12 protein-coding genes are annotated in these 17,758 nt (G+C 40.5%); 7 read left to right on the forward strand and 5 right to left on the reverse strand.

Annotated features, from left to right (window positions below; genetic code table 11):
* The first annotated feature begins 409 nt into the window (after window positions 1-409).
* Window positions 410-1,723 carry a Na+/H+ antiporter NhaC family protein gene (locus ND6B_RS08575; protein WP_033103609.1) on the forward strand — a complete coding sequence of 438 codons (1,314 nt, stop codon included), beginning with the start codon at window positions 410-412 and terminating at the stop codon, window positions 1,721-1,723.
* 118 nt (window positions 1,724-1,841) lie between these two features.
* Window positions 1,842-2,630 carry a nucleoside-binding outer membrane protein gene (locus ND6B_RS08570; protein WP_024602952.1) on the forward strand — a complete coding sequence of 263 codons (789 nt, stop codon included), beginning with the start codon at window positions 1,842-1,844 and terminating at the stop codon, window positions 2,628-2,630.
* A gap of 65 nt (window positions 2,631-2,695) precedes the next feature.
* Here the strand turns inward: ND6B_RS08570 and ND6B_RS08565 are convergent, their stop codons facing one another.
* A complete protein-coding gene (locus ND6B_RS08565) occupies window positions 2,696-3,493 on the reverse strand; it encodes a M48 family metallopeptidase (RefSeq protein ID WP_033103610.1) in 798 nt (265 codons plus the stop codon).
* Window positions 3,494-3,663: 170 nt separating this feature from the next.
* Between ND6B_RS08565 and ND6B_RS08560 the strand changes: the two genes are divergently transcribed.
* Complete coding sequence (locus tag ND6B_RS08560; protein ID WP_033103611.1) at window positions 3,664-4,863, forward strand: Bcr/CflA family efflux MFS transporter; 1,200 nt, start codon at window positions 3,664-3,666, stop codon at window positions 4,861-4,863.
* Window positions 4,864-4,890: 27 nt separating this feature from the next.
* Here the strand turns inward: ND6B_RS08560 and grpE are convergent, their stop codons facing one another.
* Both grpE and ND6B_RS08550 read right to left on the reverse strand, forming a co-directional pair.
* Window positions 4,891-5,502: a nucleotide exchange factor GrpE gene (gene grpE, locus ND6B_RS08555; protein WP_033103612.1), complete on the reverse strand. Its 612-nt coding sequence runs from the start codon at window positions 5,500-5,502 to the stop codon at window positions 4,891-4,893.
* A 58-nt stretch (window positions 5,503-5,560) separates the two neighbouring features.
* A complete protein-coding gene (locus tag ND6B_RS08550; protein ID WP_016900402.1) occupies window positions 5,561-6,526 on the reverse strand; it encodes an HrcA family transcriptional regulator in 966 nt (321 codons plus the stop codon).
* 339 nt (window positions 6,527-6,865) lie between these two features.
* Here ND6B_RS08550 and nadK point away from each other — a divergent pair, with 339 nt between their 5' ends.
* The 4 genes from nadK (at window position 6,866) to ND6B_RS08530 (ending at window position 10,698) form a co-directional block, all read left to right on the forward strand.
* A complete protein-coding gene (nadK, locus tag ND6B_RS08545; RefSeq protein ID WP_024602951.1) occupies window positions 6,866-7,750 on the forward strand; it encodes an NAD(+) kinase in 885 nt (294 codons plus the stop codon).
* A 275-nt stretch (window positions 7,751-8,025) separates the two neighbouring features.
* Complete coding sequence (locus ND6B_RS08540) at window positions 8,026-8,583, forward strand: hypothetical protein (protein WP_013465168.1); 558 nt, start codon at window positions 8,026-8,028, stop codon at window positions 8,581-8,583.
* A 75-nt stretch (window positions 8,584-8,658) separates the two neighbouring features.
* Window positions 8,659-10,332: a DNA repair protein RecN gene (gene recN, locus ND6B_RS08535; RefSeq protein WP_033103631.1), complete on the forward strand. Its 1,674-nt coding sequence runs from the start codon at window positions 8,659-8,661 to the stop codon at window positions 10,330-10,332.
* A gap of 48 nt (window positions 10,333-10,380) precedes the next feature.
* Window positions 10,381-10,698 carry a hypothetical protein gene (locus ND6B_RS08530; RefSeq protein ID WP_033103613.1) on the forward strand — a complete coding sequence of 106 codons (318 nt, stop codon included), beginning with the start codon at window positions 10,381-10,383 and terminating at the stop codon, window positions 10,696-10,698.
* 222 nt (window positions 10,699-10,920) lie between these two features.
* Here the strand turns inward: ND6B_RS08530 and ND6B_RS08525 are convergent, their stop codons facing one another.
* Window positions 10,921-12,336, reverse strand: a complete 1,416-nt coding sequence (locus tag ND6B_RS08525) for an FAD-dependent oxidoreductase (RefSeq protein ID WP_033103614.1) — start codon at window positions 12,334-12,336, stop codon at window positions 10,921-10,923.
* A 9-nt stretch (window positions 12,337-12,345) separates the two neighbouring features.
* Entirely contained in the window at window positions 12,346-16,803 is a 4,458-nt protein-coding gene (gltB, locus tag ND6B_RS08520) for a glutamate synthase large subunit (RefSeq protein WP_033103615.1), read from the reverse strand.
* Window positions 16,804-17,758 lie beyond the last annotated feature (955 nt).

The following is a 17,758-nucleotide window of genomic DNA, read 5'->3' on the forward strand; positions in this document are numbered from 1 at the left end:
GCTCACGCCCCTTACCTACATCCATGTAGGCAACAAAGAGTAAATCGCTCCTAGGCAGAACCCTTCGGGCAGCGCCTGTTTGGCATTGATGCTGCGTTATCGCCTATTTATGGGGAATACCACACCACATAGGCTCTGCCTTGCCTAAATACCAAACAGACTGCTGCAAATTTAACCTTGAAAGATCAACAGACCCTCATAATAATAACAGATAGTCTTTGCATTTAGCCATCTATACATTTAAACTTCTTTTTTTGCGCCGATTTGGTCTTTGGCTTGCGGGCGCTGTTGGGTTACTTATCTGGTTAGATAGTAAAACAAACAACTAAATTCAGCTAAAAGAGGGATGCTTTGGCTGTTTAATATATCAATCGACTTCGATTGCTATGAATAATTAACGAGGATTATGATGCAGCCATTATTTGATAAAAATAAAGCAAGATTTTCTTTGCTTCCCCTACTCACCTTTGTTGCTATTTTTTTAGGCTCAGGCTTATATTTACAATCTCAAGGGGTTGATTACGCGTTTTATCAACTCCCAGCACCAGTCGCTATTTTACCCGCGATTGTTTTAGCCTTTATTTTAAATAAAACCAGCATCAACCAAAGCGTAGAAACCTTTATAAAGGGCGTAGGTAATAACAATATTATTACCATGTGTCTTATTTACTTACTAGCGGGTGCTTTTTCGGCGGTTGCTGGTGCTACCGGCGGTGTAGATGCCGTTGTTAATGCCGGACTTTCACTTATTCCCCCTTCGTTACTACTACCTGGTTTGTTTTTAATAGCGGCGGTTATTTCTACTGCTATGGGCACATCAATGGGAACGATTGGTGCTATTGGCCCAATTGCCTATGCAGTATCTATTAAAACAGGAATTGATCCTGCTTTAATGGCCGGTACCATTGTATCTGGTGCTATGTTTGGTGATAACTTATCAATAATTTCTGACACCACAATTGCTGCTACGCGTACGCAAGGCTGTGAAATGCAAGATAAGTTTAAAGAAAACCTTAAAATTGCTGTTCCGGCCGCCATACTCACTATTGCATTGCTATTATTTTTAACGCCTGCAGCACAAGTAGTTGATACCAAAGACTACGATATTTTATTAGTACTTCCTTATGCCTTTATTTTAGTCCTGGCGGTAATGGGCTTTAATGTGTTTGTCGTGCTGTTAAGCGGTATTGTGTTTGCCGCATTAATGGGCTTTACCGGCAGCTATGAAGGTGCAAGCTTTGTAAAAGATATTTACAAAGGCTTTAGTGAAATGCAGGAAATATTTTTACTGTCTATGTTTATTGGTGGCCTCTCTGAGTTTATTCGTATTAATGGCGGCCTCGACTATATCGCTCAAAAAATTCAAGCTATTACTAAAGTCATTGCCAAATGGCACCGTAAAGTAGCCGATCAGTTAGGGATCGCGGCATTAGTTGTCACCAGTAATATGTGTATTGCCAATAATACCGTGTCTATTATTGTGACAGGTCCTATTGCTAAAAAACTGGCTGATGATGGCGAAATTAGTGGTAAACGTTCTGCCAGTTTATTAGATATTTTTGCTTGTGTAACCCAAGGGTCTTTGCCTTATGGCGCACAAGCATTATTACTCGGTGCTACATTTAAAATTAGCCCGTGGGATGTTTCAACCTCATCTTACTACTGCTTTATTTTAGCCTTTACTGCTATTGCTGTTATTTGTTTGCGCCGCAATAAAGCATAATCTCCTTTTTTACAGTGTATTAGCTGCGTGCTAATACACTGTTTATCACAATAAATAATTAACAAATTAACCGTGTTTGCTATAATGTGACATTCAGCGTGTCACATAAAATATGGTTATGAAAATTAAAAACTTACTTCCTCTCGTTGCACTAAGTGCGTGTGCCTTAAGTTCAACAGCTACCGCTGCTAATTGGAGCAATACGGCGCTTCATATTAACAACGGCAACCACAAAAACCCATTTACTGAACAAAAATCTAATACCACGGTGTACTCAATTGAACATGCTTCTGGGCATGATTATGGCGATAACTTTTTCTTTATTGATTACAGTACCGACAGCAACGATGATGGCTTTCAAGATCAAGACTTTTACTTTGAAGGTTACTCTACCCTTAGCTTATCTGCGGTAATGGACGAAAAAGTAGCGTCAGGGGCGCTCGTTGATGTTGGTCTAACCATGGGTATTAATGCTGCTGGCGATGCCAAAGTAGTTAAATATTTACCAGGCGTAAAATTAAGCTGGGATGTGCCTGGTTTTAATTTCTTTTCAACCCTTATCAGTGCATACATTGATGATAGCGAAGGCGTTGCAAAAGGCGGTGCACCCATTGAAACTAACAGCTGGATGTTTGATGTAGCCTTTGATTACCCGTTCATGATTGGCTCGCAAAAGTTTAACGTAAAAGGACATGCAGAGTACATTGCTGAACGAAAAGATGAGTTTGGTAACGATGTGCGTGCTTGGTTTTTAGCCCAACCTATTATTGTATGGGATATGGGACATGCGCTAGAAATGAAAGAAAATACCTTACTGTTAGGTATGGAATGGCAATACTGGCACAATAAATTTGGTACTGATGTTAGCGAATCCGTGCCGCAAGTTCATTTAGAGTGGACTTTCTAATATATAATTGAATGTTTTAATTATAAAAAATAAAACCTGTCATTAGACAGGTTTTTTATGGCTGATCACAACTTACACTGCGGATTTTTACCTTGTGCTTTAGCTGTTTTTTGCTCGCTAAGCGCTTTACTCATTTGCGATTGTAAATTTGCAATACGGCTCGTTGGTGCTGGGTGAGTTGATAAAAACTCTGGCGTAGCCCCACTGCCCGCTTGGCTCATATTTTGCCAAAGCGTTACAGACTCTTTAGGGTTAAACCCTGCTTGCGCCATAAGATCTAAACCAATTGTATCTGCCTCTGACTCATGTGAGCGACTAAAGGGTAAAACCACACCATATTGAGCGCCTAAACCAAGGCCTTGCATAATTTCATTACGGTATTGCACGTTACCCATTTCAAGCGCCGCATTGCCCAGCTGCATACCCGTTTGTAAAATAGAACTTTGTGAGACCCGTTCATTTGAATGCTCAGCAATCACGTGTCCAACTTCATGGCCTAAAACAGTGGCAACCTGATCTTGATTTGTGGCTATTTTTAAGAGCCCCGTATGTACACCAATATAACCGCCAGGCAATGCAAAGGCGTTTGCAGATTCATCTTCAAATACCACCACTTCCCAATTTTGAGATGCATATTCTGTAGGAAGCACGGCCACTACTTTTTCAGCAATGCAATTGACGTAACTGTTTACTTTTGGATCTTTATTTACCGGCTGCGTTTTTTTCATCTCTGCAAAACTGGCAGTGCCCATTTGAGTCATTTGTTGATCTGAGTATAGCGCAATTTGCGTGCGCCCAGTTGGTGATGTTTTACAACCTGCTAATACTGCACTGGCTAGAACTACCAAAACCAATTTTTTCATTGTGTTACCCTAAAAAAGTTTGTTACTAAGTATAGAATACCAAACGCGGTGTTAGTTTAAAATCTTTGCTTTTTGCAATGAAACAATTAAGTTAGCAGGCAAACTAAGTTTATCCAAGGCTATTGCCCTGCTATAATGCTGGGCCTATATTCGTTGTTTTGAGTTTTTAAATGAGTGCTTCGGCTTCTTCTTTTAATACCCGTATTTTATTGCCTTTATTAGCCAGTATTGTCGCGATCACGCCTTTAGCCATTGATATGTATTTACCGGCGATGCTGGTGATTGCCAATGATCTCAATACCAGCATGCCAAATGTTCAAATATCGTTGAGTATATACTTAGCGGGTTATGCATTGGGCATGTTATTTTTTGGCCCTATAGCGGATCAAATTGGCAGGCGTAAACTGGCACGGATAGGTCTCAGTTTATTTGGCTTAAGTTCACTGGCGTTAGCATTTACCACTGAAGTGCATACTTTTTGGCTGTTAAGAGCTGTACAGGCATTTACAGGCGCGGCCGCTACGGTTGTCGTCCCTGGGATCATTAGGCATATATATCAAAAAAATACTGCTAAAGGTATGTCTTACGTGTCTATGATTATGATGATAGCGCCTTTACTTGCCCCCTCTATCGGCTCGGTTATTTTAGGCTTTTCGGTATGGTCGACTATTTTTATTGTTTTAGCGACCTATAGCTTTGTTATTTTACTCTTTGTGCAACGTTATTTAATCGATATTCCAATATTTAAAAATGATCGAAAAGGATTAGCATTATTCTTCTCAAGTTATAAAGTGGTATTAAGTAATACGCACGCCCGCGCCGATATTTTAAGCTCGATGTTTGTGTCGTTTGGCTTTTTTTGCTTTTTAACGTCCGTCCCTTATATTTACCTCGACCTATTTAAAGTATCAGAACAATTGTTTGGCCTGTTATTCGCTTTTAATGTAATGGCGTTGATGTTTGGTAATTTTTTAAATACTCGCGTAGTGCCACGTATTGGCTCACGCAAAATGCTTTATTATGGCTTAATGTGTGGCTTTATCTCTGGCGCAGCATTACTTAGCTTTAGCGTATTAAACTTGTCACTTTACTTTATTGTTGCGGCTATTGCTCCGTTGATGATGAGCCTAGGTATAATAGCAAGTAACGCAGATTCATTGATTTTGATGAAATTTGAGCAAAATACAGGGACTGCAACGGCGGTTATTGGCACCCTACGTTTTGGTAGTGGCGCATTAGTAGGCCCTATATTAGCGGTAATGCATGCACAAAGTGCAGTTCCATTTTCAAGTTTAATGTTCAGCGCAGTTGTACTCACTATCCTAGTGCAGTTAGTTCATTATTTTAAAGACAAAAAAAATGCCTCATAATGAGGCATTTTTTAATTGTATACTTAATTAAGCATCAGCTGCTTTAGATACCATAACCATTGCAGGACGTAATAAACGACCGTTTAATGTGTAACCTTTTTGCATTACTGCTAACACAGTATTAGGCGTCACATCATTACTTGGCTGAATCGACATTGCTTGATGAAAATCTGGGTTAAACTGCTCACCTTGTGGGTTTACAATTTCAACGCCAAATTTAGCCACTGCATCGTTAAAGCTTTTTACTGTCATATCAATACCTTCTAACAAAGGCTTAAGCGTTTCATTTTCTTTATCAGAGAACTCAATAGCACGCTCTAAGTTGTCTATAACAGGAAGTAATTCGTTAGCAAATTTTTCAAGTGCAAATTTGTGCGCTTTCTCAACATCTTGTGCAGCACGACGACGCATATTGTCAACGTCAGCAGCAGCGCGAACGACGCTATCTTTCTGATCTGCAATAGTTTGTTTTGCCGCTTCTAACTCAGCATATAACATTGCAATTTCTGCTTCAGGCCTTTGCTCTTGCTCGGCGTGTTGTTCAGCTGCTTCTACTGCAGCCTCAACGTCGGCTTCCATTTGCGCCACTTCTTCGTTCAATTCTACTTCTTGCTCTGGGTTTTGTGTCTGCTCAGACATAAAATATACGCTCCAATTCTTTACAACTGCGGTAATTATGGGGATTGAATAAAAAGATTCAAGAGCCCGATGGCTCTAATAATTTAAATTCTTGGATTATTTTCTCTAATTGCGCTGATTTCGGACAAATAACACAAAAACGACTTTGATATTCCTGATTTTGAAAGTACGGCACAGTGATCACAATGAGATCATCACAGGTGCTAAAAGGTAAGTTTTCAGCACTAAGAATAGAGACCCCATTTTTAAATGCGAGCTTATCTTCCACAAAATTTAAAAATGAAACACCAATATTAAGACTTTGCTCACAATCTATTTTTTTATAAAGGTAGTTTTCGCCCACCACGATACTGTTATCTGAGCCTAATTTTTGGCTTAACTCACGCGTCCATTGAGTTAAAGAGTCATGACAATTACGCGGTGCCGTATTTGCCATTGCCTGCATTCTGTATAGCCCTTCAATGAGCGTTTGCTGGCTAAATACAGTGTTAAGCCAAGTGGCAAACTCGTAGCGTTGGCCGTCACTAGGATCATCAGGCTTGTTAATGCAAATATTATGGCTTTGCCCTGCTCTGTCTAAAAGTAAGATAAGCCAGTTATTAGCGTCAAAGTCTAGCACTTCTACTCTAAATACCTGTTGAGTTCTAACTTGAGGTAGCCCCACACAACAACATACTTGGTAACGTTGACTCAAACCATGGGCCAATTCGACTAACTCAGCCTGCTCAGGCTGCCAGTAATTAGCAATAGCACCCAAAGTAAAAAACTCATCAAACCAATAGTCAAAGCCATCATTGGTGGGGACTCGTCCTGCAGATGTATGTGGTGAATACAATAAGCCTATTTTTTCAAGGCGTGCCATCGCGTTGCGAACAGTGGCCGAACATACCGCCATACCTTTTTGTTTTGCAATTTTTGTTGAAGGCACAGGTAACCCATCACCATTACAGTACAGGCTCATAACAGCGGCAAAAATTTGCTGGTCTCGAGGATTTAGTTTCATGTTATCTACATCTTTACGCATGACTGTTATATCGGGGCTAGGTATTATTATTTCAAGTATAAGAAATTTTATAAATCTAAATTTTACAGTGAATTAATTAAATTAATTAGTCATTATTAAGGTCTGTTATTTTTGCGGATTAAAATTTGTTCAAACTAGGGGCGATTTAATCGCGATACGAGGTTTATAACCTAGTGGCCTAAGTGAAAACCGAATAACAAAAAGTTAATCGTCCTTAGGCAGAACCCTTCAGTCAGTGTCTGTTTCGCATTGAAAGGACAACAGACCCTAAGATCTGTGTTTTCAAACACTTCTGTTTTAGGTTACTCTACCAATACCGAAACTTTCAGTGTATTTATTATGGACTCTCCCTTTAACACTATTGGCTTGATTGGTAAGCCAAATCATCCTAATGCAGCCGCTACGTTACAACGATTACATACGTTTTTATTAGCTTTAGGCTTTGAGGTGATTGTTGAAAAACGCACGGGAGGTCAACTTAGTGATGTACCTGAGGACAAGCTCGTAAAACTCGTTGACTTGGGAGCGCGCGCCGACTTAGCCATTGTGGTTGGTGGTGATGGCAATATGCTTGGCGCTGCAAGAGTACTCGCTCGTTTTGATATTGCGGTAATCGGTGTAAACAGAGGCAATTTAGGCTTTTTAACCGATTTAAATCCAGAAGGATTTGAAGGCAGTTTAGAACAAGTACTCAGTGGTGATTACATTGAAGAAAAACGTTTTTTATTAGAAGTAGAAGTGTACCGTCATAACGAACTTAAAAGCGCTAATTCGGCAGTAAACGAAGCGGTGCTTCATGCTGATAAAGTAGCACACATGATTGAGTTTGAAGCATTTATTAACGATGATTTTGTATTCTCACAACGCTCTGATGGATTAATTGTATCGACTCCAACAGGTTCAACAGCCTACTCTTTATCGGGCGGCGGCCCTATTTTAACTCCAGAACTCAACGCCATGTCATTGGTTCCTATGTTCCCGCATACTTTATCAAGCCGCCCTTTAGTGGTAGATGCCGATAACGAAGTACGTTTAAAGCTTAGTTTAGAAAATACCGATAGCTTACAGGTAAGTTGCGACAGCCATGTTGTACTTGCCGTATTACCCGGTGATGAGGTCGTTATTCGCAAAGCAGATAGAAAATTACGATTAATTCACCCAAAAAATTACTCTTATTATAATGTGCTTCGTAAGAAGTTAAACTGGGGTAGCCGTTTATACTAAAAACGGTTGAGCTTTTAGGACTGAGAGTTGTTTAATTGAGGGGCGATGTAATCACAGCAAGAGATAGTTAATCGAGTGGGCAAAGTAAAAAGCGATTAAAACTACTGCGCATGCTCATATCCCTTGCCTCTAAACAGGTAGGTAAGGCTGAGTCTCTTTGAGTGCGCATGTTTCACCCCAAAAGATAAACAATCTCTCAGTTATTGCCAAACATGCAACTTTAGAGCAAAATATCGGGCTAGATTATTAATCATCACCATCAGGAAATTGTAGCAATGACTTATGTAGTATTTCTTGCTTTATTATTGTTAATTACTTTACTTGGCAGTTACTTACTCATTGAAAGTAATCGTAAAAAGACTATTGAAGCAAAGAAAAAGCTGTTTAACGAGCGCGTTGCAAGTACTCAATCACGTTTAAAAATAAAACTTAACGAGTTACTTGATGCAAAAGTCATTAGTGCTAAACACCTTCCTCGAATTCAAGCCGTTGTCAGTAATTTTTTTGTAGTACAGCCACACACTGATGAAAATTTAAATAAGCTAGAATCGCTATGCGATTTACTTATTAATATACTTAACGAAGAACTAATAAAAACCTATAAAAATAATAACAGCCAAGCTTTTTCCGATACCACTCAATATTTCATAGCAGAGTTACCAGCTCAAGGTATTTTATATAATAAAAACTTTTATCAAGAAGTCCTTCCTACGCTAATTTTAAAGTTAAAAACTGAAGACATAGCGCAACCAGTTGATAGTATTGACCTTAACGATGAAAACCTCCCTATTGATGAAGAAAAAAAAACATTAATTGAGTCCAGCCTTGCTTAAAATATAGAAATTTAATTTGCAAAAAACCAAAACACTGTATAAATTAACAGTTAATTCACTGGATGGATGAACAGTATGTTAATTGGTTTAGAAATTAAAAATTTTGCAATCGTAAGTAATTTAAGCACAGAATGGCATTCGGGTATGACCGCTATCACCGGTGAAACGGGAGCAGGTAAATCAATCGCCATTGATGCATTATCATTGTGTCTTGGAGAGCGAGCAGAAGCGTCTGCTGTGCGCCCAGGCACTGATAAAGCCGAGGTAAGTGCGCAATTTGATTTAACCAACTTGCCATACGCTCATGCTTTTTTAGAAGAGAACATGCTTAATAATGACGATAACGAATGTTTGCTTCGTCGAGTTGTTTGCAAAAATGGCCGTAGTAAAAGCTATATTAATGGTAGCCCTGTTACCGCCGCACAACTAAAAGAGTTAGGCCAATATTTAATTTCTATTCATGGTCAACATGCGCACCAGCACCTATTAAAGGCAGAGCATCAGCTACAATTACTCGATGCATATGCAGGCCATCATAATCTTGTTAATGCTGTAAGCCAGCGTTATAAACAATTTGCTGACTTACAAAAAGAATTTAAACAGCTAGAACAACAGCAGCAGCAACAAGCCGCACAAAAGCAACTATTGGAGTATCAAGTCGCAGAGCTTGATGAATTTGCATTGCAGGCAGATGAATTTGAGCAAATAGAAGCCGAACATTATAAACTCAGCAATAGCCAAACTATATTGCAAGTCTGCCAGCGCGAGTTGCAGCATTTATATGAAAATGATGAACAAAATGCGTGTTCCATTTTACAGCACAGTGCCCAACAATTTTCTGAACTTGCACAGTATGATGAAAGCTTAGCCAGTGTGGCAACATTATTATCAGAAGCCGCTGTTCAAGTTGAAGAAGCAAGCCGAGAAGTACGTAATTACACTGAACAAGCCGACTTGGATCCTCAGCGATTAACTGAAGTAGAAAACAGACTCAGTGGTGCAATGGACTTAGCTAGAAAACACCATATAAAACCCCAAGAGCTCGTTGGATTTCATCAAACTATTGCACAAGAGCTTGAGTCGATAAGTAATAACAGCTCACGTCTTGAGCAACTTGAAGGTGAAATTGAACATGCCCTTGAGGATTATCAAAACGCCAGTGAACAATTAAGTGCAAGTCGCCACCAATATGCGAATACATTAAATGGATTGATCAGCGAAAGCATGGCTAATCTATCTATGGAAAATGGCGTATTTGAAATAGCATTGACTGCACAAAACGATCGCGCTCCAAATAGCTTAGGCTTTGATAATGTTTCGTTTTTAGTATCAACAAACCCAGGGCAACCATTGCAACCTTTAGCAAAAGTAGCCTCGGGTGGTGAGCTATCACGCATTAGTTTGGCTATTCAGGTTATTATTGCGCAAAAAGTCACGACCCCTACGCTTATATTTGATGAAGTGGATGTTGGTATTTCTGGCCCAACAGCTGCTGCTGTTGGTAAACTACTGCGCCAACTAGGTAAGTCTACGCAAGTAATTTGTGTAACCCATTTACCGCAAGTGGCCAGTAGCGCTCATCAGCAGTTTTTTGTTGCCAAAGAAATTGCAGACGGTGAAACATTTACGCATATGCTGGCATTGAATAAAGATGGTCGAGTAAATGAGATTGCTCGATTACTGGGTGGTGATAACATTAGCAAAACAGCTAAAGCAAATGCAAAAGAGCTTATAAAAGCGCACGGATAAAGTGAATCGCTTTATAGTGCGTTACCTTGATACGGTGAGGATACATTGATGCAAACGACGGTCATTTATTTTGGCTTAGCAATTAACTGGCTGCTACTGATAGTCAGTATACTTTTGGCTGTTTTTAGTAAGTTTAAACACACACAATTTAAGCAGAGCTTATATCGTTTTTTAAATGTGGCCTTAATTGTACATATTGTTATTGCTGTTATGTTAGTTTTTAGCAGCACATCTATTAGTGGCTTAATAACACTAAGTTGGTTAGTTATTGGCCTACAGCTTGTTTGTAACGTTATTTGCTATAAAAGTGTGAAACGCCGACAAGCCAGAGTGAAACCGAGCCTAGATCACTTCTCGATGGATTAACTAACAGCGCGTTTAAAAAAGCCCACAATCTATGTATTGCGGGCTTTTTTATTTGTAAAATCTTATAATTGTAAATAGCTAGGTCAAAACCTACGTCCCTTTTTGTAGACCTTAAACACCGACTATGGAACCATAAATATTTACCTTTGTTTGTAAAACTGAGGAAATAAAAAAAGCAAACCCGAAGGTTTGCTTTTGACTCCATTCTAACAAAAGCATTATTTACACTTTTAAATAATCCAAAATGCCTTCTGCAGCGTTACGCCCCTCAAATATAGCGGTGACCACTAAGTCTGAACCACGAACAATATCGCCACCAGCAAATATTTTAGGATTAGTGGTTTGATGTGTAAATTCACCTTGCTCGGGTGCATTAATACCACCCCAGTGGTTAATTTCTACGTCGTACTGCTCTAGCCAATCCATTTTATGTGGCTTAAAACCAAATGCCATAATCACTTGTGTGGCTTCAATAATATGCTCTGAACCCGGTACTTCCTCAGCGCGACGGCGGCCGTTTTCATCTGCCTCGCCAAGCTGAGTTTTTACCATTTTAACACCGGCTACAGCACCTTTGTCATCAAGCACAATCCCTTTAGGCTGAACGTTATAAGTAAAAATGACGCCCTCTTCTTTGGCATTTTTTACTTCGCGTTTTGAACCAGGCATGTTCTCTTCATCACGACGATAAGCACACGTTACTTTTAACGCGTTATGACGAATAGAGGTACGCACACAGTCCATTGCTGTATCACCACCACCTAGTACCACTACTTTTTGGTTTGCCATATCAATGCAAGCTTGTTTAGACTCATCGTAACCCATAACACGATTAGTGTTACCAATTAAAAATGGCAGGGCATCATGTACTCCCGGTGCATCTTCGTTCTCAAGCCCCGCTCGCATACTCTGATAAGTCCCCACGCCCAAAAATACAGCGTCATACTCATTAAGTATTTCATCCATGCTAATGTCTTTACCTACTTCGACATTAAGCTTGAATTCAACACCCATTTCGGTAAATATTTCGCGACGTTTTTGCATGACTTCTTTTTCTAATTTAAAAGAAGGAATACCAAAGGTTAACAGCCCACCAATTTCAGGGTGACGGTCAAATACCACAGGCTTTACGCCATTACGCACTAAGATATCTGCACAGCCCAGGCCCGCAGGCCCTGCGCCAATAATGGCAACTTTTTTATCAGTCCATGTCACATAGGACATGTCTGGTTTCCAGCCCATTTTAAACGCGGTGTCGGTGATGTATTTTTCAATATTACCGATTGTTACTGCACCAAACTCTTCATCTAATGTACATGAGCCTTCGCATAAGCGGTCTTGCGGGCATACTCGTCCACACACTTCTGGCAAACTGTTAGTACGGTGCGATAGCTCAGCGGCCTCTAAAATACGCCCTGTACGGATCAGTTTTAACCATTGTGGAATATAATTATGTACTGGACATTTCCACTCACAATAAGGGTTACCACAATCAAGGCAGCGATCTGCCTGTGAATTAACTTGGTTTTCTGAAAAGGGTTCATAAATTTCTACGAACGATTTTTTACGCGACGAAATTGGTTTCTTGCGTGGGTCTACACGCTGCACGTCTATAAATTGATATACATTTTCGCTCATACTGCCCCCTTATTGCGCCTGAACACGTAGTTCGGCACTACTGCGAGCGCGGTGCCCGAGTAAACTTTTTACGTCACTTGATTTAGGTTTTACTAATTTGAACATCGGTAGATAAAGTTCAAAGTTAGCTAAAATAGTTTCTGCTCTGCATGAGCCTGTTAGCTCTAAATGATCAGCAATTAAGCCGCGTAAATGCTCTTGATGTGAACTTAAGTCATCTAAAGTAACCACTTCAACCAACTCTGGGTTAATGCGTTTCTCAAAATCACCTCGTTCATCTAAAATGTAAGCGAAACCACCGGTCATACCTGCACCAAAGTTCACTCCTACATTACCAAGTACACACACAACGCCACCGGTCATGTATTCACAACCGTTATCACCTACGCCCTCAACAACGGCTTGCACGCCTGAGTTACGTACAGCAAAACGCTCGCCTGCACACCCTGCTGCAAACAATTTACCGCCGGTTGCACCATATAAACAGGTATTACCAATAATTGTTGCTTTATGACTTTCAAATGACGAACCCAATGGTGGGCGAATAACTAGCTTACCGCCGGCCATGCCTTTACCAACGTAATCGTTAGCATCGCCAACCAAAGTCATTTCAAGGCCACCAGCATTCCATACACCGAATGACTGACCAGCTGTACCATGTAATTCAATAACCACCGGATCTGCGGCCATGCCTTGATTACCGTGTTTATCAGCAATATACCCAGAAAGCATGGCACCTACTGATCTGTCGGTATTACAAATACGACTTACTAATGAAATGCCGCTTGAGTTATCTATTGCCTCTTGTGCCTTGCCTAGTAAGCTCTCATTTAACTCACCTAAATAATGCGAGCTATTTGGTGCACTGCAAAATAAAGTTTCACCTGTTGGGTTATTTGGCTGAGCGATAACCGCTGATAAATCTATTTTTTGCTGCTTCGCTGTTTTGCCTTCAATGGCTTCGAGTAAGTCTAAGCGACCAATTAAATCGGTTAGGTTTGCAACCCCTAAACTTGCCATAATTTCACGCGCTTCTTGAGCAATAAACTTAAAGTAGTTCATCGCCATTTCTGGCAGACCATGATAATGCTTTTGACGTAATGTTTCGTCTTGTGTTGCCACACCTGTCGCACAGTTATTTAAGTGACAGATTCGTAAGTATTTACAGCCTAATGCCACCATAGGCCCTGTGCCAAAGCCAAAACTTTCGGCGCCTAAAATGGCCGCTTTGATGATATCAAGGCCGGTTTTTAAACCACCATCTGTTTGCAGGCGAATACGATGGCGAAGGCCATTTTCTACCAATGCTTGCTGTGTTTCAGCAAGTCCCAACTCCCATGGGCTGCCAGCGTATTTAACGGAGGTTAATGGACTTGCACCCGTTCCGCCGTCATAGCCTGAAATGGTAATTAAGTCGGCATAAGCTTTTGCTACACCGGTTGCAATTGTGCCAACACCCGGTTCAGATACCAGTTTTACTGAAATCAATGCATTCGGGTTTACTTGTTTTAAGTCAAAAATAAGCTGGGCTAAATCTTCGATAGAATAAATATCGTGATGCGGCGGAGGTGAAATAAGTGTCACACCCGGTACCGAGTAACGAAGCTTGGCAATATAGGGCGTTACTTTTTCACCCGGTAATTGTCCGCCTTCCCCAGGTTTAGCGCCTTGTGCCACTTTTATTTGAATAACATCAGCGCTACGTAAGTAATGTGGGGTGACACCAAATCGACCCGAAGCTACTTGTTTAATACGTGAATTTTTTTCTGTACCGTAACGCAGCTTATCTTCGCCACCTTCACCAGAATTTGAGCAACCACCTAAACGATTCATGGCAATTGCGAGTGCTTCATGGGCTTCTGGCGATAATGCACCAATACTCATGGCGGCTGAGTCAAACCGTTTATAAAGCTCAGTGGCAGGCTCTACCTCATCAATGCTTATCCCCTTTTCTGGCAGTTTTAAAGCCAACATATCGCGCAGAGTCGCGACTGGACGGTGATTAACTAGCTTTGCGTATTCGCTGTAATCACTGTACTCGCCGCTACGTACTGCTTTTTGTAACGTTTGAATCACATCAGGGTTGTAAGCATGGTACTCGCCGCCGTGTACGTACTTAAATAAACCACCATGGCTTAATAATTTACGTTTACTAAACGCCAGTTTATGCAAGCTTTGCTGATCGTCATCAAAGTCGCTAAAACACGCCCCTTTTATGCGACTTGCAACGCCCTTAAAACACATCTCAACAATCGCGTCCGATAAGCCAACCGCTTCAAACAACATCGAACAACGATATGAAGCCACGGTACTAATGCCCATTTTAGACATGATTTTGTACAAGCCTTTATTAATTGCTTGACGATAAGCCAGTGTAACTTCACAGTATGACTTATTAATTACCTTGGTATCGCTCATAGCCACAAGTGACTCGTACGCTAAATACGGGTAAATTGCGGTTGCACCAAATCCAAGTAGTACCGCAAATTGATGCGCATCGCGAACGCTGCCAGTTTCAATAATAATATTTGACTCACAGCGTAATTTATTATCTACCAAGCGTTTTTGTACCGCACCCACCGCCATAGCAGCAGGAATAGGTAATTGATTGTCATCAAAGTTACGATCCGTTAATACCAGCATAATACAGCCAGATGCGGCTTTTGCTTGTGCTTCATCACAGATGCGCTTAACCGCATTCTCAAGGCCTTCTTCTACGGTGTAAGTAATATCAATCTTACAATAGCTGTAATGCGCTTCATCGGCGTTAAGTAGCTGCTGCATATCAGCATACATTAAAATAGGCGTATCAAATTGCAGGCGTTTAGCGTGCCCTGTTGTTTCATTAAATACGTTTTGCTCACTGCCAATACACGTTGCAAGCGACATTACATGGTTTTCACGTAACGGATCAATCGGCGGATTAGTAACCTGAGCAAACTTTTGACGGAAATAATCATAAAGTGAACGGTGCCCTTCACTCAGTACGGCAAACGGCGTATCGTCACCCATTGAGCCAGTGGCTTCTTGCCCATTTTCACCCATGACACGAATGACGCTGTCTAGCTCTTCGTTAGTATAGCCAAACATCTTTTGGTATTTGACAAGGGTTTCATCATCAAATGAGCGATTGCCCGCATCTTGCTCGGTAAGTGCTTCAAAAGGCGTTAATCGTTTAACGTTTTCTTCTAACCACGACTTATAAGGGTGGCGTGATTTTAAATCTTGGTCAATTTCATCTGAATGCCAAATTTTACCCAATTTAGTATCAATAACGAGGAGTTCGCCCGGGCCAACACGTCCTTTTTCTACCACCTCATCAGCGGTGTAATCCCATATCCCCACTTCAGAGGCTAAAGTAATAAAGCCATCTTGAGTAATGATATAACGCGCTGGACGCAGGCCATTACGGTCTAAGTTACAGGCAGCAAAACGCCCATCCGACATAACAATCCCTGCAGGGCCGTCCCACGGTTCCATATGCATCGAATTAAAATCATAGAATGCACGTAAGTCGTCATCCATAGCACGGTTTTTTTGCCATGCTGGCGGCACTAGCATGCGCATCGCACGGAATAAATCCATACCACCAGCTAAAAACAGCTCTAGCATATTATCGAGGCTAGATGAGTCAGACCCTGTTTCATTAACAAACGGCGCTGCGCTTTGTAAATCAGGAATAAGCGGCGAAGCAAATTTATAAGAGCGTGCACGGGCCCACTGACGGTTACCTTCAATAGTATTAATTTCACCATTGTGCGCTAAATAACGAAATGGTTGCGCTAAAGGCCAGCGAGGCTGTGTGTTTGTAGAGAAGCGTTGATGAAAAACACAAATAGCACTGGTCATGCGAATATCAGCAAGATCGAGATAAAAATTTGGCAAGTCAGCAGGCATCATTAAGCCTTTATAGATGGTGACTAGCCCAGATAAGCTCGCAATATAAAATGATTCATCATCCATCAAGCGCTTTTCTGCACGACGACGTGCAACATATAAACGTCGCTCTAAATCTTTAGAACGCCAACCTTCTGGCGCACTAATAAAAATTTGTTCAAACCCAGGCAATTGCTTTAGGGCTATAGGTCCTAACATTGATGGATCGGTAGGGACAACACGCCAACCTAAAATATTAAGCGTTTCTTTTTCTAGTTCTTCGCTTAAAACATCTTTAGCTGCTTGTGCTAATACCGGATCAGCATTGAGGAAAATCATCCCAACGGCGTAATTTTTACCTAAATGCCAATTATTTTCAGCAGCAATAGCACGAAAGAAGCTGTCTGGTTTTTGAAGTAACAAGCCACAACCATCACCCGTTTTACCATCAGCAGATATACCGCCGCGGTGCTGCATGCGATCTAAACCGGTGATCGCCGTACGGATGAGTCGGTGACTCGCTTGGTTATTAACTTGGGCTATTAAGCCAAAGCCACAATTATCTTTTTCTAGTTTTGAGTCATATAACATGGACCCCTCCCCTTGCTGCACTGTTAACGTGGATGAACGGCTCGACGATTTGCTAACAGACGATCAAAATTAGCGTTATTCCTAACCTGAGTCAATATTTTTCTGAATATATATTCATTATATTGAATATATTTCAACTTCATTAAAAATCATAAAATAATGCTAAATATTAACATTTGAGTAGATATTGGATCGAAAACTTTAATGACACCGGTGTTACTTTTAAGAGCTTGTAAATAAAACCTCCCCCACAATGGGCAGTTTACGTAAACGTAAACCATACAAATAATGAATAATTATTCATGGCCGTATTTTATTCTTTATTAACTTGCTGATATTTACCTTTTACAAGCAAATTAATTAATAGTTTTTTACAGTGGTTTAAATTAATGCATATATTATTTAATAGTTACCAGTATTTGCTTTCATATTATGCATCTACTGACGTTTTATCTACCTTACCTATAGGTAAACTTTGTTTGGCCACCTAAGCAAAAACAGTGACTGCTATGAACAAAGTCATTAAATATAAAGCACTTTAAAATCAACATACTAAAAGTTGACATCTCACTCGACTGCGTAAAAATAGGCTCACTTTTGAGTAAGCTAGCACTGTTTACGAGTGAATTATTTTTAATTTTATCAACTATGGCCTGCGCATATGGCTTACTTTGAATAAGTATTAACGCCAAGGAACGGTGATGAAAAAAGATGCCTGTGCACAAAATAATTAAGTTAATAAGCAAAAACGATAAGAAAAGCTTAGGGTCTGTTGACCTTTGCGGATTACAATTTGTTCAAACTAGGGACGATTTAATCTCGGCGCGAGGTTTGTAACCTAGTGGACTAAGTAAAAACCGAGCAACAAAGAGTAAATCGTCCCTAGGCAGAACCCGAAGGGCAGCGTCTGTTTGGCATTGATGCTGCGTTATCGCCTATTTATGGGGAATACACC

This window comes from Pseudoalteromonas sp. ND6B (assembly GCF_000764215.1).
In the GTDB taxonomy this organism is placed as follows: domain Bacteria; phylum Pseudomonadota; class Gammaproteobacteria; order Enterobacterales; family Alteromonadaceae; genus Pseudoalteromonas; species Pseudoalteromonas tetraodonis.